The 20,084-nt window shown below is 63.9% G+C and carries 17 protein-coding genes and 2 tRNA genes; 5 read left to right on the top strand and 14 right to left on the bottom strand.

Annotation, left to right across the window (positions count from 1 at the left end; genetic code table 11):
* The first annotated feature begins 14 nt into the window (after nucleotides 1–14).
* Complete coding sequence (locus G4Y73_RS06715; RefSeq protein ID WP_164230697.1) at nucleotides 15–380, top strand: DUF4168 domain-containing protein; 366 nt, start codon at nucleotides 15–17, stop codon at nucleotides 378–380.
* Nucleotides 381–485: 105 nt separating this feature from the next.
* On the opposite strand, the gene G4Y73_RS06710 is transcribed toward G4Y73_RS06715, so the two are convergent.
* The 3 genes from G4Y73_RS06710 to rnr are packed head-to-tail and all read right to left on the bottom strand — an operon-like array spanning nucleotide 486 to nucleotide 3,942.
* The gene (locus G4Y73_RS06710) at nucleotides 486–1,061 is read right to left on the bottom strand and encodes a nucleoside deaminase (RefSeq protein WP_164230695.1); all 576 of its coding nucleotides are present in this window, start codon (nucleotides 1,059–1,061) and stop codon (nucleotides 486–488) included.
* Nucleotides 1,058–1,792: a 23S rRNA (guanosine(2251)-2'-O)-methyltransferase RlmB gene (gene rlmB, locus G4Y73_RS06705; RefSeq protein WP_164230693.1), complete on the bottom strand. Its 735-nt coding sequence runs from the start codon at nucleotides 1,790–1,792 to the stop codon at nucleotides 1,058–1,060. The genes G4Y73_RS06710 and rlmB overlap by 4 nt, the downstream gene beginning before the upstream one ends.
* 14 nt (nucleotides 1,793–1,806) lie before the next feature.
* Nucleotides 1,807–3,942 carry a ribonuclease R gene (gene rnr / locus G4Y73_RS06700; protein WP_164230691.1) on the bottom strand — a complete coding sequence of 712 codons (2,136 nt, stop codon included), beginning with the start codon at nucleotides 3,940–3,942 and terminating at the stop codon, nucleotides 1,807–1,809.
* Nucleotides 3,943–4,037: 95 nt separating this feature from the next.
* On the opposite strand from rnr, the gene G4Y73_RS06695 reads away from it, so the two are divergent.
* The 3 genes from G4Y73_RS06695 to G4Y73_RS06685 all read left to right on the top strand — a co-directional run bounded on the left by G4Y73_RS06695 (nucleotide 4,038) and on the right by G4Y73_RS06685 (nucleotide 7,420).
* Nucleotides 4,038–5,651, top strand: coding sequence for a LysM peptidoglycan-binding domain-containing protein (locus G4Y73_RS06695; RefSeq protein WP_164230689.1), 1,614 nt, complete (start codon nucleotides 4,038–4,040; stop codon nucleotides 5,649–5,651).
* Complete coding sequence (locus G4Y73_RS06690) at nucleotides 5,644–6,492, top strand: M23 family metallopeptidase (protein WP_164230687.1); 849 nt, start codon at nucleotides 5,644–5,646, stop codon at nucleotides 6,490–6,492. The genes G4Y73_RS06695 and G4Y73_RS06690 overlap by 8 nt, the downstream gene beginning before the upstream one ends.
* An 85-nt stretch (nucleotides 6,493–6,577) precedes the next feature.
* On the top strand, nucleotides 6,578–7,420 hold the full coding sequence (locus tag G4Y73_RS06685; RefSeq protein ID WP_164230685.1) for a hypothetical protein: 843 nt from the start codon (nucleotides 6,578–6,580) through the stop codon (nucleotides 7,418–7,420).
* Nucleotides 7,421–7,435: 15 nt separating this feature from the next.
* On the opposite strand, the gene folE2 is transcribed toward G4Y73_RS06685, so the two are convergent.
* From folE2 to G4Y73_RS06630, 11 genes are all read right to left on the bottom strand, one after another.
* Nucleotides 7,436–8,410 (bottom strand): GTP cyclohydrolase FolE2, encoded by a 975-nt coding sequence (folE2, locus tag G4Y73_RS06680; protein WP_164230683.1) that lies wholly within the window; start codon nucleotides 8,408–8,410, stop codon nucleotides 7,436–7,438.
* 143 nt (nucleotides 8,411–8,553) lie between these two features.
* Nucleotides 8,554–8,630 (bottom strand) — tRNA-Pro (locus tag G4Y73_RS06675).
* A gap of 198 nt (nucleotides 8,631–8,828) precedes the next feature.
* Nucleotides 8,829–9,185 carry a MerR family transcriptional regulator gene (locus G4Y73_RS06670; protein WP_164230681.1) on the bottom strand — a complete coding sequence of 119 codons (357 nt, stop codon included), beginning with the start codon at nucleotides 9,183–9,185 and terminating at the stop codon, nucleotides 8,829–8,831.
* The gene (locus tag G4Y73_RS06665; RefSeq protein WP_164230679.1) at nucleotides 9,166–9,465 is read right to left on the bottom strand and encodes an integration host factor subunit alpha; all 300 of its coding nucleotides are present in this window, start codon (nucleotides 9,463–9,465) and stop codon (nucleotides 9,166–9,168) included. The genes G4Y73_RS06670 and G4Y73_RS06665 overlap by 20 nt, the downstream gene beginning before the upstream one ends.
* Nucleotides 9,466–9,472: 7 nt before the next feature.
* Entirely contained in the window at nucleotides 9,473–11,848 is a 2,376-nt protein-coding gene (gene pheT, locus G4Y73_RS06660) for a phenylalanine--tRNA ligase subunit beta (protein ID WP_164230677.1), read from the bottom strand.
* A gap of 30 nt (nucleotides 11,849–11,878) precedes the next feature.
* Nucleotides 11,879–12,883: a phenylalanine--tRNA ligase subunit alpha gene (pheS, locus tag G4Y73_RS06655; RefSeq protein ID WP_164230675.1), complete on the bottom strand. Its 1,005-nt coding sequence runs from the start codon at nucleotides 12,881–12,883 to the stop codon at nucleotides 11,879–11,881.
* A 2-nt stretch (nucleotides 12,884–12,885) separates the two neighbouring features.
* Nucleotides 12,886–13,242, bottom strand: coding sequence for a 50S ribosomal protein L20 (gene rplT, locus G4Y73_RS06650; protein WP_164230673.1), 357 nt, complete (start codon nucleotides 13,240–13,242; stop codon nucleotides 12,886–12,888).
* A gap of 12 nt (nucleotides 13,243–13,254) precedes the next feature.
* On the bottom strand, nucleotides 13,255–13,452 hold the full coding sequence (gene rpmI / locus G4Y73_RS06645; protein ID WP_164230671.1) for a 50S ribosomal protein L35: 198 nt from the start codon (nucleotides 13,450–13,452) through the stop codon (nucleotides 13,255–13,257).
* Between the two features lie 127 nt (nucleotides 13,453–13,579).
* Nucleotides 13,580–14,101: a translation initiation factor IF-3 gene (gene infC / locus G4Y73_RS06640; RefSeq protein ID WP_164231233.1), complete on the bottom strand. Its 522-nt coding sequence runs from the start codon at nucleotides 14,099–14,101 to the stop codon at nucleotides 13,580–13,582.
* A gap of 37 nt (nucleotides 14,102–14,138) precedes the next feature.
* The gene (gene thrS / locus G4Y73_RS06635) at nucleotides 14,139–16,061 is read right to left on the bottom strand and encodes a threonine--tRNA ligase (protein WP_164230669.1); all 1,923 of its coding nucleotides are present in this window, start codon (nucleotides 16,059–16,061) and stop codon (nucleotides 14,139–14,141) included.
* A 240-nt stretch (nucleotides 16,062–16,301) separates the two neighbouring features.
* Nucleotides 16,302–16,378 (bottom strand) — tRNA-Val (locus G4Y73_RS06630).
* Between the two features lie 151 nt (nucleotides 16,379–16,529).
* Here G4Y73_RS06630 and mfd point away from each other — a divergent pair.
* Nucleotides 16,530–19,952: a transcription-repair coupling factor gene (gene mfd / locus G4Y73_RS06625; RefSeq protein WP_164230667.1), complete on the top strand. Its 3,423-nt coding sequence runs from the start codon at nucleotides 16,530–16,532 to the stop codon at nucleotides 19,950–19,952.
* The last annotated feature ends 132 nt before the right edge of the window (nucleotides 19,953–20,084 follow it).

Below are 20,084 nucleotides of genomic sequence, written 5' to 3'. Positions count from 1 at the left end.
CAAGGAGTCAAGACATGACGCTTCGCAATACCCTCAAACTGTTTACCGTTACCGTTGCACTGCTGTTCGGCATGGCCGCCATGGCCCAGCAAGGGCAACAGCAGGCACAGCCTGAAACGATTGATGTCAGCGACCAGCAGCTCGAGCAGTTTGCCGAGGCCCAGGTCGAGATCGCCAGCATCCAGCAGGACTTTTCCGCACGCCTGCAGGAAGTCGACGATCCCGAGAAGGCCAACGAGCTGCAGCTGGAAGCCAACGAGGAAATGACGGCCGCGGTCGAAGAAGCCGGCCTGGACGTCGAGTCCTTCAACCAGATCGCGATGTCGATCCAGAATGATCCGGAGCTGCAGCAGAAGCTGACCGAAATGCTCCAGCAGTAATTCGCCTGAGGCGAATGTCTCGGCCCCGCCGAGACCTGCATAAGAAGAAAGCCGGGGCGGTCCACCGCCCCGGCTTTTTCTTATCCCTAGTCCCTGGTCCCTGCCTCAAGGATTGTAGATGGTCCTTCCACCGCTGGCGTAACGCTCCAGCACCCGCGCTGCCGGTTCCCGCAGGATGCCGGTCCGGACCTCGATGCCGCGCCGCTCGAGCGCTTCGACCCACTGCGCCGGGCGCACCCCCTCGTCGAAACCGGCCGCCTCTGCATCGGCCTTGATCGCACCGCACAGCACCGAATGGACACCCGACCAGGGAATCGCACCCAGGCACATCGCGCAGGGTTCACAGGAACTGACCAGCTGCAGCGGACCCAGCCGCGTGTCGGCCAGGCTCCAGGAACCCATTCGGCGCTGCGCCAGGCTGAGTGCGACGATCTCGGCATGTGCGGCCGAACACAGCTGTGGCTCAACCCGGTTGACGCCAAGCGATACCACCTCGCCGGTCGCCGCCACCACAACCAGGGCACCGAAGGGACCACCGGTATCGTGCCGTACATTCTGTTCCGACAGGCTGACCGCCGCGGCCATGCGCTCACGCGCTGTCGGCAGGCACACCGGCAATTTCGCCGAGAACTCGGTTACCCAGTCGGGCAGATCGACCCGGAATCCGTTGACCGCTTTCATGAACGCCTCCTGTGCAGCGCGGCAAACAGGGCAACGCCGGCCGCGACCGAAACATTGAGACTTTCGATCGCGCCGGGCATCGGAATCTCGACCAGTTCATCACAGTGCTCGCGCGTCAGCCGCCTGAGACCCTTCTCCTCGCTGCCGAGCACCAGTGCCAGCGCACCGGACAGATGGCCATCGAAAAGGCTGCGACCGCTACCGGCCGCCAGGCCGACGCGCCAGATCCCCTGATCGGCCAGCAGGCGCAGACTGCGCGCCAGGTTGGTCACCACGACCAACTCGACCCGTTCGGCCGCACCCGCCGCCGCCCGGCGCGCTGCCGGCGTCAGGCCGGCCGCCTTGTCCTTCGGGATGATCACCGCCGTCACACCGGCCGCGGCAGCGGTACGCAGGCAGGCGCCCAGATTACCGGGGTCCTGCACGCCGTCAAGCACCAGGAACAGGGCCTGTTCGTCAATCTCTTCGGCCAGTTCCTGCAATCGCCGGTCGTCGCCGGGCTGGCGCGGATTGAACTCGGCGATCACACCCTGATGGCGGACCTTGCCAGCCATGCGGTCGAGCGAACGTTCATCGGCATGTTCAACGGCAACGCCAGTCGAGCGCAATGCATCCTCGAGCGAGTCGAGCCGACGACCGCCCGGCTTGATCCAGGCGCGCACGATCCGTTCGGGAGCGTTGCGAACCAGCCCCTCGACAGCGTTGATACCCATCGCCAGTTCGCGTTTCATGTTCGCTTTGCCGTTCAGTCGTCCTCTTGCTCGAAGAGCCGAAAATCGATCTTGCGCTCTTCGAGATTGACAGCGATGACCTCGACACGGACGCGGTCGGCGAGACGATAGCGAATGCCGCGGCGCTTGCCGGTCATGCTGGAGCTGACCGGATCAAAATGGTAGTAGTCGTTGGGCAGTGCCGTGACGTGGACCAGGCCGCTGACCGCCAGGTTGTCGATCTCGACGAACAGGCCGAAGCTGGTCACGCCGGAAATGATGCCGCCGAATATGTCACCGACATGGCGCTGCATGAACTGGCACTTGAGGCGCTCCTCGACATCGCGCGAAGCGTCTTCGGCACGCCGTTCGGTCCAGGAACAGTGCCGTCCCAGCTCCTCCATACGTGCGTGACCGTAGTGGAAGTCACGCTTTTTCAGGTTGCGGCACAGGTGCTTGATCGCACGGTGCAACAGCAAGTCGGGATAGCGTCGGATCGGCGATGTGAAATGCGCATAGTGCTCGAGCGCCAGCCCGAAGTGACCTTTGTTTTCAGGCTGGTAGACCGCCATGCTGAGGCTGCGCAGCAACTGCGCGTTGACCAGGGACTCGTTGGGCTGGCCGGACAGCTTGTGCTGGATGGCGGCAAACTGCTGCGGATCGGGCGTCTCCGACCAGCGTACCTGGATGCCGTTGACACGCAGAAACTCCTCGAGCCCCTCGAGCTTGTCCGACGGGGGCGGTTCGTGAACCCGGTAAAGCAGGGGCAGTTTGCCGCGGCCGACGAACTTGGCCGCCTCGACATTGGCCGCGACCATCAGCTCCTCGATCAGGCGATGCGCGTCGTGGCGCTGCTGCAGCCGGATATTGGCCACTCGCCCATCCGTGTCGAATTCGAAATATGCCTGCTGCGAGTCGAAATCGAGTGCGCCGCGCCGTTCCCGGCGACGGAAGAACAGCCGGTAGACCTCGAACAGGGCCTGCAGATTGCCCAGCACGTGACCGAATCGTTCGGTCAGATCCGGGTCACCGGCTTCCATGATGCGCCGCACATGATCGTAGGTCAGTCGCGCGTGCGAACGCATCACCGCCTCGTGGAAACGGCTTGATGTGACCTTGCCCTTGCCGTCGACCTTCATCTCGCAGACGAGGCACAGGCGATCGACTTTCGGATTGAGCGAACACAGACCGTTGGACAGGGCCTCGGGCAGCATCGGGATCACGCGATCGGGAAAGTACACCGAAGTGCCGCGTTTCTCGGCTTCGTCGTCCAGGGGCCGGCCGGGATGCACGTACTCGGCGACATCGGCAATCGCCACCAACACGCGAAAGCCGTCGCCGCGGGGCTCGGCGAACACGGCATCGTCGAGATCACGGGCATCGGCGCCGTCGATGGTCACCATCGGCAGGTCGCGCAGGTCGAGACGCTTGCCCGCAGTGTCCGGATTGACCTCGGCACCGAAGCCTTCGGCCTCGCGGGTCACCGCCTCGGGAAACTCCCAGGGCAGCTGGTGGCTGTAGACGGCGATATCCGTGGCGATACCCGGTTCGTCGGCATGGCCGAGCACGGCGATGATCTCACCCACGGCACCGCGCTTCATGGTCGGCGGCTTGTCGATGCGAACCACCACGACCTGGCCCGGCTTGGCCTCGCCCACACGTTCTGACGGGACGAGAATTTCCTGGGTCATGCGGGGGTCGTCGGGAACCACCGTGGCCACGCCCGACTCGATCAACAATCGACCGGCCACCTGCGTGTGGACGCGCTCGACCACTTCGACGATGGCCCCTTCCTTGCGGCCGCGTCGATCGACTGCAGTGACGGCCGCCAGGACCCGGTCACCGTTGAAAACCTGGCGCATCTGTTTCGGTGCGAGATACAGGTCATCGCCATCGCCATCCGGAATCACGAAACCGAAACCGTCGGGATGGGCGTTGATACGCCCGGCGACGAGATCCATCTGGGACGGCAGGCCATAGGCCGCGCGCCGATTCTTGACCAGTTCGCCCCTGGCGACCATGTCCATAAGAACCGGACGCAGTCGCTCGTCGGACGCGGCCTTGTCGAGGTCAAAAAGGTGGGAAAGCTGGCGACGGGAAACCGGTCTACCGGCCTGCTCGAGCGCAGCGCGAATACGCTCAGGCGTAATGTGCGAAGATTGATCAGTCATAAGTGGCATTGTACCCGCCGCCGCCACTGTAAAACCGCATTGACCTGAATCCAGATGCCCGCATAATTGGCGGCTGCTGAACCACGACTGAGCGCATGCAACGAAATTCGAAACCAAGTCTCATCTTCAATTGCCCGGGCGTGCTCCGGGCCGGGTCGGTCCTGATACTGGTCCTGGCGGTCGCCGGCTGCGCCGTGACGGAGCAAGTCGACTCGCCGGGTGCGGAAAAGGAACAGCGCCACCCGGTCGACCTGCCCGATCCCTTCAGCGTCGTCGAAGAAGCCACTCGCAATCTGGGTGACGATCTGCCGGTCGAAGCGGAAGAACAGCCTCCGCCGCACTTGTGGGCACGAGTCGTCGATCGTTTCGAGTTTACCGAGTGCGCCCCCGAGAGCCGGGCGGAGCAATGGGCCTACTGGTATGCCGAACGCGACGAGTACATGAAACGGGTACTCGACCGCGCCCGGCCGTGGCTGTACGACATCGCCGGCGAGCTGGAGCGGCGTGAATTGCCGGGCGAGCTGGCTCTGCTGCCGATCGTCGAATCCGCCTACGACCCCTTCGCCTACTCCCACGGTCGGGCGGCCGGAACCTGGCAGTTCGTCAGCGCCACCGCTCGCGAGCGCGGCATCGAAATCAATGACTTCTACGACGGCCGCCGCGACGTCTGGGCCGCCACCCGTGCAGCACTCGATTATCTCGCCTACCTGCATGGCCGGTTCGGTGACTGGAACCTGGCGCTGGCGGCCTACAACGGCGGCCAGGGCCGCGTCTGGCGCGCCATCGAGCGAAATCGCCGTGCCGGTCTGCCGAGCCACTGGAACAGCCTGCGTCTGCCACGCGAAACCCTCGGCTATGTCCCCAAGCTCAACGGCCTGGGCTGCCTTTTCGCCGAGCCCGAGCGCTACGACTTCGAGATCCCGATCTGGGACAACCGCCCGCAGGTGGCTCGGATCGAACTCGATGGGCCGATTGACGTCGTCGCGCTTTCGGTGGCCGCTGACCTGGACATCGCCAAGCTGGTCGCCATCAACCCCGGCTTGAACGGTCATGTCACGCCGCCCTCGGGCCCGCACCACCTGATGGTGCCGGCTGGCCGCGCCGACCGGGTCCGTGAAGCCCTGCCCACGCTCGAGTCCGACGACATGGTGGTCTGGCAAGAGGTGCGCGTGCGCCCGGGAGACACCCTGTCCCATCTGGCCCGACGGCACAACACCACGGTCGGGGCACTGCGCGATGCCAACCAGCTCAACGGCGATTTCCTGCGCGCCGGCCAGAAACTGCGGCTGGCTTCCAACGGGAAGATGCCGCAAGACTCGCCGCATGCCGAGCGCTATGCCGAGCTCAGCCGCCTGCAACAGCGCCTGCTGCCCACCCGACGCTTCCAGCACCAGGTTCGTCCGGGCGAAAGCCTCTGGGTGATCGCCAGCAAGTACGGTGTGACCGTCGGCGACCTGCAGCGCTGGAACGGTCTCGGTGGTAACAGCCTGATACGGCCGGGCGATCGTATCCTGGTGCACATGGGTCAATCGGGGGCCGCGACCGCGGCGTCGCAGGAATATACCGTGCGCCGGGGAGATTCGTTGTGGACCATCGCCCGCCGCCATCAGGTGTCGGTCAACGACCTGATGCGCTGGAACAGTCTCGGCGAGGAAGCTATCCTGCGGCCGGGACAGACGCTGACCATTCGCGGAGGCGGCAATGCGTGATCGACCGGGTCTGACAGTCCTGTTGCTGATACTGCTGCCACTGTCAGCGGCCAGCGCCGTGGCTGCGGACAACGGAAACATCACGTTCTCGAGTGAACCCCTGCAGGGCAGCCTGCTGATCGGCCAGGCCCCGCCCGGCAGCCGGGTCAGCCTGGACGGAGAGCCGGTCATGACCGGCGACGACGGGCGTTTTCTGGTCGCCATGGCCCGTGAACAGACTCGAGCACGCAAGGTCACTGCACGGCTGCCCGACGGCAGCGAGATCGAGCGAGTGCTCGAGCCGATCGAGCGCGATTTCGACATCCAGCGCATCGACGGCCTGCCCGAAGACAAGGTCACGCCGCCGGAAGCCGTACTCGAGCGGATTCGCGCCGAGGCGCGTCTCGCCCGCCAGGCGCGTGAGCGGCGCGATTCACGCACCGACTGGCTCGACGGATTCGACTGGCCGCTGACCGGGCCGGTGACCGGCGTCTACGGCAGCCAGAGAATTCTCAACGGCGAACCACGCAATCCCCACTGGGGCATCGACGTCGCCGCAGCGACCGGAACGCCCGTCAAGGCGCCCGCTCCAGGCCTCGTCACGCTGGTGCACGACGACATGTATTTTTCCGGCGGCACCCTGTTCATCGATCACGGCCACGGCCTGGTGTCCGCCTTCCTGCACCTTGAACGGATTCACGTCGAAACCGGTCAGCAAGTTGCCCGCGGTGACGTGATCGCCGAGGTCGGTGCCACCGGCCGGGCCACCGGGCCACACCTGGACTGGCGTATGAACCTGGGTGATATCCGCATCGACCCGGGCCTGCTGCTGGACTGGAGCGAAAATCCCGATGCGCGCTGAGTCGTCACCGAACCCTGGGGAATGTCGCCTGCGAGCGCAGGAATCCACCGATCGGAATCGGCGCCCGTGCATCCGCCTTCTGACCTTGATCGCGGTCCTGGCTCTGGCCGGCTGCGCCGCACCCGGTCGGGAAACGCCCGGCGCCGGACCTTCGCCCCAGTTACAGGAGATCGCCCGCGCCCTGCCCGGCCGCTACCTCAGTGTGACGGACGCTGACGGCCACACAGCGGTACAGCAGCTGACCGTGCGGCCCCAATCGGTTTCCGAGTCACAGTCGATCGGCTTTGTCTTGAGCCAGCGCGCTACGGCTTCCAACGATGCAACCCGGCGCTTCGGACTGGTTCTGCGCCCGGGCGCTGTAGCGAACCGCCTCGAAGGAGAGTTCGCCCCGCTCGGCGCCGACGGCCGCGCTTCGAACAGCTGCGACATGCAATTCCAGTTGAACGACCGTGGCCTGGTCGGGGAAACCGATCCGGCCCGTTGCCGTTTCGGCGAAGGCGAAAATGCCACCGGCCTGCTCAAGGAACTGGCGTTCGACGGTCGCCGGTTGGTAATCGGAGAAAGACTGCTCTACCTGGAGGACGGCCGAACACGCGGGCGCGATGAGGTGCTGACGTTTCTGCCGGCCGCCCGTTTCACCGGCTGGGCCGGCATCCGCGAAGGCGGCAGCTGGCGTGTTGCAAATTCCCTCGCGCTGGAACCCGACCGCGCCGCGGTCGAGGCAAACGACGCCAGCGAGATGAGCCTGGGGTTTGCAATCGACCTGCAGTACTACCGAATGGATCGGGACGATCAGCCCGTGTTGCTCAGGCTGACGGTGCGGGACGCGGAAGATGGCGAGGTGCTCGGACAGGCCTGGTCGGATCCAGGCGCCGAACGTATCGGATTGGCCCTGCCCGAGCTCCAGGTCGGGCTCGAGCGCCGATAAAGAGCGGGTTGCCTCTTATCCGTGACGCCAGCCGGAAGGCTGGCCGTCGATCGGCTTGTAGCCACCCTCGACACCCTTGGTGACGATCGCCACGGCATTGTGGGGATGCAGGCTCTCGAAGTGGCGGCAGCGGGCCCAGAAGTCGATCACCCGCTCGTGCGACTCGAGCGCCGTCTGTACACGCCGTGCTGCGTCTTCGCAAAACATCAGGTTCTGACCATTGAGCAGCGCGAAGGCCTGCTCGTCCTCGCGCTTGACCACAGCCTGCACCGGCGTCTTCAGAGCACCCTCGATGGCGTCGATCACCTCGACGAAAGGAAAGGCCTCGAAACTCGGCGCCAGTTGCAGGCGAAGATCGGCTGCGCTGCGCTGACTGTGCGGCGTGGCAACGATGCCTTCTTCAGAGCCCAGCCAGGCCAGCACCGATTCGGCATCGACCGAGCCGGAGTCAGCGAAATCCTTGCGGAATTGGTCCTGGATCAGCTGTCGGGCCAGCGCGGCCGAACACGGGCAGGTACTCGAATAGACCACCTGGAACGCCATTTCGAGCTCGAACTCGCGGCCTTCCAGTCCGGCGATGATGCTGATGGGATAACGCTTCCAGCCGCTGTTGTCGCTGGCCAGGGAACGCCGCCGGAGCATGTAGTCGAAGTCCAGCCGGATCATGGCACGCGAACTGAGATCCTCGTGCGAGTCCAGAAAATCGCGCAGCAGGTGGCGCAGCAACGCCGGCGTGACCGTGTGCTCAGCCAGGGCCCGATCGAGGTGGAGATAGAGGCGAGACATGTGAATGCCACGCTTTTCCGGGCGCTCGAGATCGACAAAGGCACTGATGCGCGCCGTTGTCTGCATGCGCCGCCCGTCGCTGCCGTCGAGCAACACCGGCAATTCGATTTCGTTCATGCCCACCCAGTCGAGCTGGCCGGCAATCTGGGCCTCGACCTGGCTGGCCACGTCGGGCAAGTTGGCGACTTTCGGGCGATGTTTCATGGCGGATTCCGCTGAACTGTGGTTGGATAGATGCCCTGAATCAACTTGGGGCTTCAGTATCTAGAAACAATATTAAACGCCACAAACGATAAAGGAATCGTGAATCCGGGGCTCCGCTGCTGCGAGCGGTTGGGAAAGTGAAATGGTCGGAGCGGGGAGATTCGAACTCCCGACCCCCACAACCCCATTGTGGTGCGCTACCAGGCTGCGCTACGCTCCGACCGAAACTTGCTTGGGGTCAAAGCGGGCATTTTACCCCGATTCGACTGATTTGTGCCATTGATCCGGGTCGTAAAGACTGGAACCACGGAAGACACTGAATACACGGAAGGAAAAAAAATCAGGAAGTTGAGAACACAACCTCATTCACATTCCGTGACTTCCGTGTTTTCCGTGGTCACTCAAAATCACGACGATCTCAGCGGCGCAGGACGTGGAGGATTTCCTCCAGTTCCACCCGCATCTGCTTGACCAGTTGCTGGCTGCGCGAGACGTCGTTCTGGGCCTTGTCGCCCTCGAGGCGCTGGCGCGCGCCCTGAATGGTGAAGCCCTGCTCGTGCAACAGGCTGCGAATCTGGCGCACCATCAGGACGTCGTGGCGCTGGTAGTAGCGTCGATTCCCGCGGCGTTTGACCGGCTTGAGCTGGGGAAACTCCTGCTCCCAGTAACGCAGCACGTGCGGCTTGACCGCGCACAGTTCGCTGACCTCACCGATCGTGAAGTAGCGCTTTGCCGGTATCGGCGGTAGTTCCTGATTACTCCGCGGATCCAGCATACGCTTCCACCCTCGTCCTGAGCTTTTGTCCCGGCTTGAAAGTCACCACGCGACGCGCGGAAATGGGAATTTCCTCGCCGGTCTTGGGGTTGCGGCCCGGCCGGCGGTTCTTGTCGCGCAATTGAAAGTTGCCGAATCCCGACAATTTGACGTGGTCGCCATCTTCCAACGCCTGACGGATGGTTTCGAACCAGGCATCGACAAATTCCTTGGCTTCACGCTTGTTGAGGCCGACCTCATCGAACAGTGCGGCGGCCAGATCAGCTTTGGTCAACGACATCCCCTTTTCAACCTCTCAGCTTGGCATCGAAACGATTTTCGAGATCGGCGACCACCCCGCGGATGAGCCCGTCAACCTCACGATCCTCTAGAGTGCGCGAAACATCGCGCAAAATCAAGCCAATAGCCAAACTTCTAAACCCGGTTTCGATTCCCTTCCCACGATACTCGTCGAATACGATGCAGTCCTCGAGCCGCTGGCCGGAGGCCTCGACGATCGCATCCAGCACGGCCGAGGCCGGGTACTCGTCCGAGACCACGACGGCGAGATCGCGCCGAACAGCCGGAAAACGGCCGCTGTCACGGTGTTCCGGCAGGCGCCGGGTGCTGATGGCCGCCAGGTCCAGCTCGGCCGCGAAGACGGCCTGATCCAGTTCCAACTCTTCGACCAGCGCCGGATGGAGCTGGCCCAGCCAGCCGGCCAGCCTGCCGTCGATGTGCAATTCGGCCGCCTGTCCCGGGTGAAGCCAGGATTGCCGACCACGCTCGAAGCTGACCCGGCCGGCAATGCCATTGAAACTCAGCAGGGACTCGATTTCGCCCTTGAGATCGTAATAATCGACCGCCCGACTCTTGGCGGAGAAATGCTCGGCAACCACAGCGCCGGTGAGTAACAGGCCCAGCCGCTCCGGCTCCTCGAAACCGTTTTTGCCGTTGAAGAAGCAGTGGCCGATTTCGAACAGGCGGAAAGCAGCAATCTGGCGTCGGCGGTTGCGGCCGGCAGCGGCCAGCAGCCCCGGCAACAGGCTCGTGCGCAGCACGGCCATTTCACGGCTCAGGGGATTGGCCAGTGGCTGAGCGCCGTCTGCCATGCCGAGCATTTCGAGTTCGCGCTCGCCGACAAAGCTCCAGGTCATCACTTCCTGGAATCCGCGCGCAGCCAGTTGCTCGCGCAGCGCGCGATCGGACAACAGCGTTTCGGCGGGTGCCTTGACGATGATCTCGCCGCCGGGATGGCGAACCGGCAGGCGATCGTAGCCGTAAATCCGGGCGACTTCCTCGATCAGGTCGGCCTCGATGGCAATATCCCGTCGTGCGCTCGGCGCGGTCACGCGGAAATGATCTTGACTACGTTCGACACGCATGGACAGACGTTCGAGAATGGCTGCCGCCTCGTCGGCCGTCAGCGCACTGCCCAGCACGTGATTCAGCCGATCGAGCCGCAGCTCGACCGTTTCGGCCGTGGGCAGATGTGCATCGTCGCGAGCTGCCCGCACCGGCCCCGGGCGACCGCCGGCGATTTCGAGAATCAGCGCCGTGGCCCGCTCGACAGCCAATTCCTGCAGGGCCGGATCGACGCCACGCTCGAATCGATGGGCCGACTCGGTCGCCAGCCCCAGCCGGCGGGCACGACCGCTGATGGTGGCCGGATTGAACCAGGCCGACTCGAGCAGGATCGAGCGGGTCTGTTCGCTCACCGCCGAATCCAGACCGCCCATGATGCCGGCCAGGGCCAGCGGGCACTCGTGATCGGCAATCAACAGCATGTCGCGGTCGGGCTCGATTTCCTGTCCGTCCAGCAGGGTGAACTTCTCTCCGGATTCGGCCCGCCTGACCCGAATGCCGCCCTTGATGATGTCCAGGTCGAAGGCATGCATTGGCTGGCCCAGCTCGAGCAGGACGTAGTTGGTCACGTCGATGATCGGCCCGAGACTGCGCAGACCGGCGCGCCGCAGGCGTTCGGTCAGCCACAGCGGTGTCCGGGCTTCGGGATCGATGTCCTCGATCACCCGCCCGACGTAGTGCGGACAATCCTCAGGCGCCAGGAGCTCGATGTCGACATCGCGATCGCTGCTCGGCGCAACGCGGTCGATTCGGGGCGAAGACACCGGGCTGTCGCTGATCGCGGAGAGCTCACGCGCCAGGCCGCGCACCGACAGGCAGTCGGCCCGGTTGGGCGTCAGGTCGATTTCGAGCACATGATCGTCCAGCCCCAGGTACTCGGACAGCGACGTTCCGGTGGGCGCATCGTCGGGCAACTCCATCAGGCCGTCGGCATCTTCGCCCAGGCCCAGCTCGGGCTCCGAACAGAGCATGCCTTCTGAGGCCACGCCGCGCAATTTCGCCGGCTTGATTTTGAGCCCGCCCGGCAACTTCGTGCCGAGCGTGGCCAGTGGCGCCTTCAGGCCCTTCCGCGCGTTGGCTGCGCCGCAGACGATGGTGCGTTCTTCACTGTCGCCGGCGACGCGGCAAACCCTCAGCCGATCGGCATCCGGATGCGGCTCGACCGCCAGGATCTCACCCACCACGACGCCGTCCAGGGGCGGCGCCACCGATTCGATTGAGTCGACTTCCAGGCCGGCCAGGGTGAAGCGTTCAGCAATGGCTTCGGCGCTCAGGCCCGAATCCACCCATTCGCTTAGCCAGCGATGACTGATCTTCATGGCGTTTTCCTAGTCATGACGCGGGGAGGCTCAGCGAAACTGGCGCAGGAAGCGCAGTTCGTTGTCGAAAAACAGGCGCAGATCGTCGACGCGATAGCGCAGCATGGCAAAGCGCTCGACACCCAGCCCCCAGGCATAGCCGGTGTAGACCTCGGGATCGACGCCGCAATTCTCGAGCACGTTGGGATGGACCATGCCGCAGCCCAGCACCTCCAGCCAGTCGCCGGCCGACCCGTCGGGATGGCGCCAGCGCACGTCGACCTCGGCCGAGGGCTCGGTGAACGGGAAATAGGACGGCCTCAAGCGCATCTCGAGATCGTCCTCGAAAAAGGCGTTGACGAAGTCCGACAACATGCCCTTGAGGTCGGCAAATGTCACGTCCCGGTCGACCAGCAGGCCTTCGATCTGGTGGAATTGCGGTGTGTGCGTCTGATCCGAATCGGAACGATACACGCGACCGGGCGCCACGATGCGCACCGGTGCACCACGTTCCTTCATGACGCGAATCTGCACCGGCGAGGTGTGGGTTCGCAGCAAGCGGCCGTCGGGCAGATAGAAGGTATCGTGCATCGCCCGGGCCGGGTGATGCGGCGGAAAGTTGAGTGCCTCGAAATTGTAGTAATCGTCCTCGACCTCGGGACCGGTGGCGACCTCGAATCCCAGGCGCTGAAAAATATCGAGCAGGCGATGCATTGCCCGATTGACCGGATGCACGCCGCCGGCAGATGTCGTCCGCCCCGGCAGGGTCACGTCGATCTGTTCTTCGGCCAGGCGGGCATCGAGCCGCTCGCGCGCCAGTCGTTCTGCGCGCTGTGCGATGGCCTGTTCGAGGGTCTGCTTGGCGCGATTGATCTGCTGGCCGGCCTCGCGCCGCTGTTCGGGCGGAAGCTGCCCCAGAGCCTTGAGCTGTGCGGTCAGCGCCCCCTTTTTGCCAAGAAAGCGAACCCGGACTTCGTCCAGGGTTCGCTCGCTGTCGGCCTTGGCGACCTGCTCAAGGGCGTCCTCGAGCAGATCCTGCGATGCCGAGGTGTCCATGCTCAGCCCAGACTGGACTGAGCTTTCTCGGCCAGCGCCTTGAAGGCGGCCTTGTCATTGACGGCCAGGTCAGCCAGCACCTTGCGGTCGATGGCGACCTCAGCCAGCTTCAGGCCGTTGATGAACCGGCTGTAGGACAGGCCGTGCTCACGGGCCGCGGCGTTGATCCGCTGGATCCACAGGCTGCGGAAATCGCGCTTGCGCTGACGGCGGTCACGGTAGCTGTACTGGCCGGCCTTGATGACCGCCTGCTTGGCAACGCGATAGACCTTGCGGCGTGCGCCGTAATAACCCTTGGCCCGGCTGAGCACCTTGCGGTGACGACGACGGGCGATAACTCCACGCTTGACTCTTGCCATGATCGCTCTCCCTTACAGCTTCGGCAGCATCTGGCGCACGGCTTTCTCGTCCGCGCGGTTGACCAGGGTGGAAGCACGCAGGCGACGCTTGCGCTTGGTGTCCTTCTTGGTGAGGATATGGCTGTGGTAGGCGCGCTTGCGCTTGATGCGCCCGCTACCGGTAGCCCGGAAGCGCTTGGCAGCGCCTCGGTTGCTCTTCATCTTCGGCATTGTCCTGATCTCCTGTTGTTTTACCTTCGTGCAGCGGTTGACCCGGGCCGTCCGGGCAACGCTTCGTCGAGCTGCATTCCAGCGAGTTGTTTCCGACAGCCTTGGCTGCCGGTTCGTTCCAAGCGCTTCAGGTGGCCTTTCTGGGTGACAGCATCATCACCATCTGCCGGCCTTCCATCCGCGGGTGCTGCTCCACGACCGTTTCTTCGGCCATGTCATGCTCGACCCGCTTGAGCAGGTCGCGGCCCAGTTCCTGGTGGGCCATTTCCCGACCTCGGAAGCGAAGGGTCACCTTGACCTTGTCTCCGTCCTCGATGAACCGGCGCAGGTTGCGCATCTTGACGTCGTAGTCGTGATCGTCGGTTCCCGGGCGGAACTTCACTTCCTTGATCTGAATCTGTTTCTGCTTCTTGCGCGCTGCCTGCGCCTTCTTGGACTCTTCGAAGCGGAATTTGCCCCAGTCCATGATACGGCAGACGGGTGGCTCGGCCTGCGGCGCGATCTCCACCAGATCCATGCCTTCTTCCTCGGCACGGACCAGCGCATCCCTGATCCCCATCACCCCGATCTGTTCGCCGTCGGATCCAACCACGCGTACTTCTCGCGCCGTAATGTCCTCGTTGCGTCGGGTCTTCTTATCCGTTGCGATGTGTGCTACTCCTTTTGGTTCTGTTTGAGGCGAATCGTCAATTATCCGCGATTGGGCCGCGCTGCGCTACCTCTGTGGACAGGCGATTGACCAGATCGTCGATCGGCATCGCCCCCAGGTCGGTGCCGTCACGCAGACGCACCGCCACCTGGCGATTCTCCACCTCGCGATCACCCACCACCAGCAGATACGGAATCTTCTCGAGCGTGCGGGCGCGGATTTTATAGCCGATCTTCTCGTTACGCAAGTCCGAGTCCACCCGAAATCCTTGACGATTCAGAATGTTGGTGACCTCTCGCACATAGTCGGCCTGGGCATCGGTGATGTTCATCACCACGGCCTGCACCGGCGCCAGCCACAGCGGCAGATCGCCGGCATAGTGCTCGATCAGGACACCGATGAAGCGCTCGATCGAGCCCAGGATGGCGCGATGCAGCATCACCGGCACGCGCCGCTCGCCGTCTTCGTCGACATATTCCGCGCCCAGGCGGCCGGGCATGGAAAAATCGACCTGCATGGTGCCGCACTGCCACACGCGGCCAATGCAGTCGGTCAGCGAGAACTCGATCTTGGGCCCGTAGAAGGCACCCTCGCCCGGCTGCAGCTCGTATTCGATCTCGGCGGCCTCGAGCGCCTCGGCCAGGGCCTTCTCGGCCTTGTCCCAGACGGCGTCCGATCCGACGCGCTTTTCCGGCCGGGTCGAGAGCTTGACCGCCACGTCGGTAAAACCGAAATCGTTGTAGACGTCGAACACCAGCTTGTTGAAGGCCAGCACTTCGTCTCGAATCTGATCTTCGGTACAGAAGATATGGGCATCGTCCTGAACGAAGTTGCGCACGCGCATCAGGCCGTGCAGCGCGCCCGAGGGCTCGTTTCGATGGCAGGAGCCGAACTCGGCCATGCGCAGCGGCAGGTCGCGGTAGCTCTTCAGCCCCTGGTTGAATACCTGCACGTGGCAGGGGCAGTTCATCGGCTTGACGGCGTATACCCGGTCCTCCGAGGAGGTAATGAACATGTCGTCGCCGAAGTTCTCCCAGTGGCCGGACTTCTCCCACAGGCTGCGATCGACGATCGAGGGCGTGTGGATTTCCTCGTATCCGGCCTCCTGCAGACGGCCGCGGATGTAGTCCTGCAGCGCCAGGTAGATGCGCCAGCCGCGGTCGTGCCAGAACACCATGCCCGGCGCCTCGGGCTGGATGTGGTAGAGATCCAAGCGCGCGCCGAGCTTGCGGTGGTCGCGCTTCTCGGCCTCTTCCAGGCGCTTGAGGTAGGCCTTGAGCTGCTTCTTGTCCGGCCAGGCGGTGCCGTAGATGCGCTGCAGCATCTCGTTGTCGGAGTCGCCGCGCCAGTAGGCGCCGGCCAGCTTGGTCAGCTTGAACGCGCCCAGCTTGCCGGTCGAAGGCACGTGCGGGCCGCGGCAAAGGTCGATGAAATCACCCTGACGATAAAGCGAGAGCGTCTCGTCGGCCGGAATGTCGGCGATGATCTTCGCCTTGTATTCCTCGCCCTGATCGCGGAAGAACTCGACCGCCTCGTCGCGTCCCATGACCTCGCGTTCAACCGCGATGTCCTCGGCCACGATCTTCGCCATCTCCGACTCGATCTTCTCGAGATCCTCGGGGCGGAATGGCTCCTCGCGCGCGAAGTCGTAATAAAAGCCGTCGTCGACCACCGGGCCGATGGTGACCTGCGTTTCGGGATACAGACGTTTCACTGCCTGGGCGAGCAGGTGCGCCGTCGAATGCCGGATGATCTCCAGGCCCTCGTCGTCACGCGCGGTGATGATGCGCAACTCGGCATCGCGCTCGATCGTATAGCTGGTGTCCACCAGCCGACCTTCGACCTCCCCGGCCAAAGCCGCCTTGGCCAGGCCCGGCCCGATCGACTCGGCCACCTCGTGCACCGTCACCGAACGCTCGAAATCCTTCCGGCTACCGTCTGGAAGCGTAATCTGAACCATGGGTGCGAATTCTACCGTCAGTCAAGCCACGAGGTTGGGCAAATTCCCGGAAACTGAAGCCTTGCCCAAGAGGTCAGGATTCACAGAGGGGACCGATTGCTTTCCAGCGCTTCCTGAATTCGTCGATTTCGGTGACGCGCGGAGCGCAGCAACCGCAGTGTGCCTTGATGGCACATGAGGATTGTGAGCACCGATCGGCGCCGAAAGCGGCGGATTCAGGGAGGGCTGGGAAGCAATCGGTGGTGGGCGATGCTGGATTTGAACCAGCGACCTCTGCCATGTCAAGACAGCGCTCTAACCAACTGAGCTAATCGCCCTTCCGAATCAAGCCGGCAAGTCTACCCGAAGTCGCTGAAATCGACAAGCTTCTGCTGAAAAGGCCACCGAATAGCTGAAGCTCAGAGCGATTTAATCGGGCCAAGCGGCGTCCGCTTGATAAACTGTCTCGTTTCGCACGCCACCCCGACCATGTCCGAGCGCTTTTCCGTCTTCAACCCGCCCCGCGGCGACCATGAACGCGTCGACTGGCCCCTGCTCGAGGGCCTTCCGCTGGCGCTCGCCATATCGACCTACGCCGGGCGCAAGGGCGGCCCCGTTCTGGTCGCAGTCGCCGACGGCTATGCGGCCCGTCATCTGCGCGACGACATCAATCACCTGGGCGTGGCCGATGCGGAGCTGTTTCCGGATTGGGAAATCCTGCCCTACGATCTCTATTCACCCCATCCCGACTTGATCTCGCGGCGCCTCGACCTGCTCTCGCGCCTGCCGGGCATGGAGTCGGGCGTGGTGATCGCGCCGATCACCGCCTTGATGCAGCGCCTCCCACCGGTGGCCTGGGTGCAGGGGCAAAGCCTCGACCTGGCTGTCGGCGACCGGCTCGACAACCAGGCCTTCCGCAGCCGGCTGCACGCTGCCGGCTACCAGTCCGCAGAGCAGGTGTGGCAGCCCGGCCAGTTTGCCGTGCGCGGCGCAGTCATGGATCTCTGGCCGATGGGCCGCCCCGAGCCCTATCGTCTGGAACTGTTCGACGACGAAATCGAATCGATCCGAACATTCGATGCCGAGAGCCAGCGCTCGACCGGCAAGCTCGAGCGCATCGACATGCTGCCGGCACGCGAGTATCCCTTCGACGAGGACAGTCGGCAGGCTTTCCGGCGCGCCTTCCGCAATCGATTCGACGTCGATCTCAGGCGCGCCCTGCCCTACCAGGACGTCGGCGAGGGCCATCACAGCCAGGGCCTGGAGCAGTACCTCCCGCTGTTTTTCGAATCCACTTCCAGCCTGACCGATTATCTTCCCCAACCGCATCGGCTGCTGCTGCTTCCGGGCGTCGACGAAGCAGCCATGGACTACTGGCGTGAGGTCGAATCCCGCCGGGAACAGCGCGGTGGTGACATCGAACGGCCGGTACTCGCCCCCGACGAACTGTTCGTACCGGCCGCCGACCTGGTCCGGACCATGGAAGACGACGCCGCGGTGAAGGTGACGCGACGCAAACCCGCCGCCGACGTGGTCGCGCCTGCCCCCAGCCTGGATCTGGACGAGAAGGCCGAGGAAACCGCCCGCAAGCTGCGCGAAATGGACGATCGTGTTCTCATTGCCGCCGACACCGCCGGCCGCCGCGAATTGATCCGCGATGCCCTGCGCGCCGGCGGACTGCAGCCGAAACTGCTCGATTCCTGGTCGGCCTTCGTCAGCGGCGAGGAGCCGCTGGCGGTGGTGGAAATGCCGGTCTCCGGCGGCTGCCGGCTGGGCGATCGCGGCATCACCGTGCTGACCGAAAGCGAGCTCTTCCCGGGCCATACGCGCACCGTGCGCCGCGAACGTCGCACGGGCCAGGATCCGGAAACCATGATCAAGAGCCTGGCCGACCTGCAGCCCGGCGCGCTGGTCGTCCACCTGGAACACGGTATTGGCAGGTACCTGGGCCTGGAAGTGCTCGATGCCGGGGACACGACGGCCGAGTACCTGTGCCTTGAATACGCCGGCAGCGACAAGCTCTACGTGCCGGTGACCGACCTGCACTTGGTCAGCCGCTATACCGGCGCCGATCCAGAAGCGGTCGACTTGCATAAACTCGGCTCCGACCGCTGGGCGCGGACCCGCCGCAAGGCGGCCGAGAAAGTGCGCGATGCCGCCGCGGAACTGCTCAACCTGCAGGCGCGACGTGCAGCCCGGCAGGGCCAGAGCTTCGAGATCGACCGCGGTCTGTACGCGCGTTTTGCCGCAGGATTCGAGTACGAGGAAACCGAGGACCAGCAAACCGCCATCGACGCCGTGCTGTCCGACCTGGCCTCGAGTGAACCCATGGACCGCGTCGTCTGCGGCGACGTCGGCTTCGGCAAGACCGAGGTCGCGCTACGCGCCGCCTTCGTCGTCGCCAATTCCGGCCGCCAGGTCGCCATGCTCGCGCCCACGACCTTGCTGGCCGAACAGCACTACCGCAACTTCGCGGATCGCTTCGCCGACTGGCCGGTCAAAGTGCGATTGCTGTCGCGCTCAGGCGGCTCTGCCGCAAAAACGGTCGAGGGCCTGGAAGACGGCACGGTGGATATCGTCATCGGTACCCACCGCCTGCTTCAGAAGGACATCAAGTTTCGCGATCTCGGCCTGGTCGTCATCGACGAAGAGCAGCGCTTCGGCGTCCGCCAGAAAGAGCGGCTCAAGGCCCTGCGCGCCGAGGTCGACCTGCTCACGCTCACCGCCACGCCGATTCCGCGCACGCTCAACATGTCGATGGCGGGCCTGCGCGAACTGTCGATCATCGCCACGCCGCCGGCCAAGCGACTGGCGGTTCGCACCTTCGTGTCCGAGTGGGACACGCCGACCATCCGCGATGCCGTCTCGCGCGAGTTCCAGCGCGGCGGGCAGGTCTACTACCTGCACAACGAGGTGCGCACCATGCCGCGCCAGGTCGCGGAACTCGAGGAACTGTTTCCCAACGCCCGTATCGGCATGGCCCACGGCCAGATGCCGCCGGGCGAGATGGAAAAGACCATGCGTGATTTCTATGCGCGTCGCATCAACCTGCTGGTGTGCTCGAGTATCATCGAAAACGGCATCGACGTGCCCACGGCCAACACCATCGTCATCAACCGCGCCGACAAGTTCGGCCTGGCCCAGCTGCACCAGCTGCGCGGCCGCGTCGGCCGCTCGCACCACCTGGCCTACGCCTACCTGATCACCCCGCCGTGGAAGGTGCTCACGCGCGATGCCAAGAAACGGCTGGAGGCCATCCAGTCCCTGGAAGACCTGGGCGCGGGCTTCACCCTGGCCAGCCACGACCTCGAAATCCGCGGCGCCGGCGAGCTGCTCGGCGAAGACCAGTCTGGCCAGATCGAAGCGATCGGCTTCGCGCTTTACTCCGACCTGCTCAACCGCGCCGTCGAGGCCTTGAAGAACGGCGAGGAGCCGGACCTGGACGAACCGATGTCGATCACCAGCGAGGTCGACATGCACATCACGGCCATGATCCCCGACAGCTACCTGCCCGACGTGCACCAGCGCCTGGTGCTCTACAAACGCATCAGCCAGGCCGACACCGACAAGAAGCTCGACGACCTGCAGGTCGAGATGATCGACCGCTTCGGCCTGCTGCCGCAGGAAGTCAAAAACCTGTTCACCACCGCTGAGTTGAGACTGCGCGCCAAGAAGCTGGGCATCAAGCGACTTGAAGTCGGACCGGCCGGCGGCCGCGTGGAGTTCAAGGCCAAGCCGGACATCAACATGGGCGAGCTTTTGAAGATGATCCAGAAGGAATCGCACACCTTCGAACTGCCCGACAACGATCGGCTGCGCATCAAGGGCGAGTTCGAAACGCTCGAGGATCGCTTTCACATGGCAGAGGAACTGCTCGAACGTCTTGCACCGGCCGAGCGCGCGGCTGCGTGAACTTCAAAAGCATTCACCGCAAAGACGCAAAGGAAATAAAAAAGCAAAGAAACCACGGAATACACGGAAGCTCACGGAAAGAGGATATTGTTTCTTGAGTCATTCCGTGTATTCAGTGATTTCCGTGGTTTA

The sequence above is a fragment of the Wenzhouxiangella sp. XN201 genome (assembly GCF_011008905.1).
Lineage (GTDB): Bacteria > Pseudomonadota > Gammaproteobacteria > Xanthomonadales > Wenzhouxiangellaceae > Wenzhouxiangella.
This window is presented reverse-complemented; position numbering and strand designations above follow the sequence as displayed.

What these genes read in the sequence shown, in the direction of transcription:
- rnr (WP_164230691.1), bottom strand. Translation starts at nt 3,942, where the DNA reads ATGACTGATCAATCTTCGCACATTACGCCTGAGCGTATTCGCGCTGCG.
- pheT (WP_164230677.1), bottom strand. Translation starts at nt 11,848, where the DNA reads ATGAAGATCAGTCATCGCTGGCTAAGCGAATGGGTGGATTCGGGCCTG.
- G4Y73_RS06665 (WP_164230679.1), bottom strand. Translation starts at nt 9,465, where the DNA reads ATGTCGTTGACCAAAGCTGATCTGGCCGCCGCACTGTTCGATGAGGTC.
- rplT (WP_164230673.1), bottom strand. Translation starts at nt 13,242, where the DNA reads ATGGCAAGAGTCAAGCGTGGAGTTATCGCCCGTCGTCGTCACCGCAAG.
- folE2 (WP_164230683.1), bottom strand. Translation starts at nt 8,410, where the DNA reads ATGAAACATCGCCCGAAAGTCGCCAACTTGCCCGACGTGGCCAGCCAG.
- G4Y73_RS06695 (WP_164230689.1), top strand. Translation starts at nt 4,038, where the DNA reads ATGCAACGAAATTCGAAACCAAGTCTCATCTTCAATTGCCCGGGCGTG.
- G4Y73_RS06670 (WP_164230681.1), bottom strand. Translation starts at nt 9,185, where the DNA reads ATGCTGGATCCGCGGAGTAATCAGGAACTACCGCCGATACCGGCAAAG.
- G4Y73_RS06715 (WP_164230697.1), top strand. Translation starts at nt 15, where the DNA reads ATGACGCTTCGCAATACCCTCAAACTGTTTACCGTTACCGTTGCACTG.
- G4Y73_RS06710 (WP_164230695.1), bottom strand. Translation starts at nt 1,061, where the DNA reads ATGAAAGCGGTCAACGGATTCCGGGTCGATCTGCCCGACTGGGTAACC.
- mfd (WP_164230667.1), top strand. Translation starts at nt 16,530, where the DNA reads ATGTCCGAGCGCTTTTCCGTCTTCAACCCGCCCCGCGGCGACCATGAA.
- pheS (WP_164230675.1), bottom strand. Translation starts at nt 12,883, where the DNA reads ATGGACACCTCGGCATCGCAGGATCTGCTCGAGGACGCCCTTGAGCAG.
- rlmB (WP_164230693.1), bottom strand. Translation starts at nt 1,792, where the DNA reads ATGAAACGCGAACTGGCGATGGGTATCAACGCTGTCGAGGGGCTGGTT.
- thrS (WP_164230669.1), bottom strand. Translation starts at nt 16,061, where the DNA reads ATGGTTCAGATTACGCTTCCAGACGGTAGCCGGAAGGATTTCGAGCGT.
- rpmI (WP_164230671.1), bottom strand. Translation starts at nt 13,452, where the DNA reads ATGCCGAAGATGAAGAGCAACCGAGGCGCTGCCAAGCGCTTCCGGGCT.
- G4Y73_RS06690 (WP_164230687.1), top strand. Translation starts at nt 5,644, where the DNA reads ATGCGTGATCGACCGGGTCTGACAGTCCTGTTGCTGATACTGCTGCCA.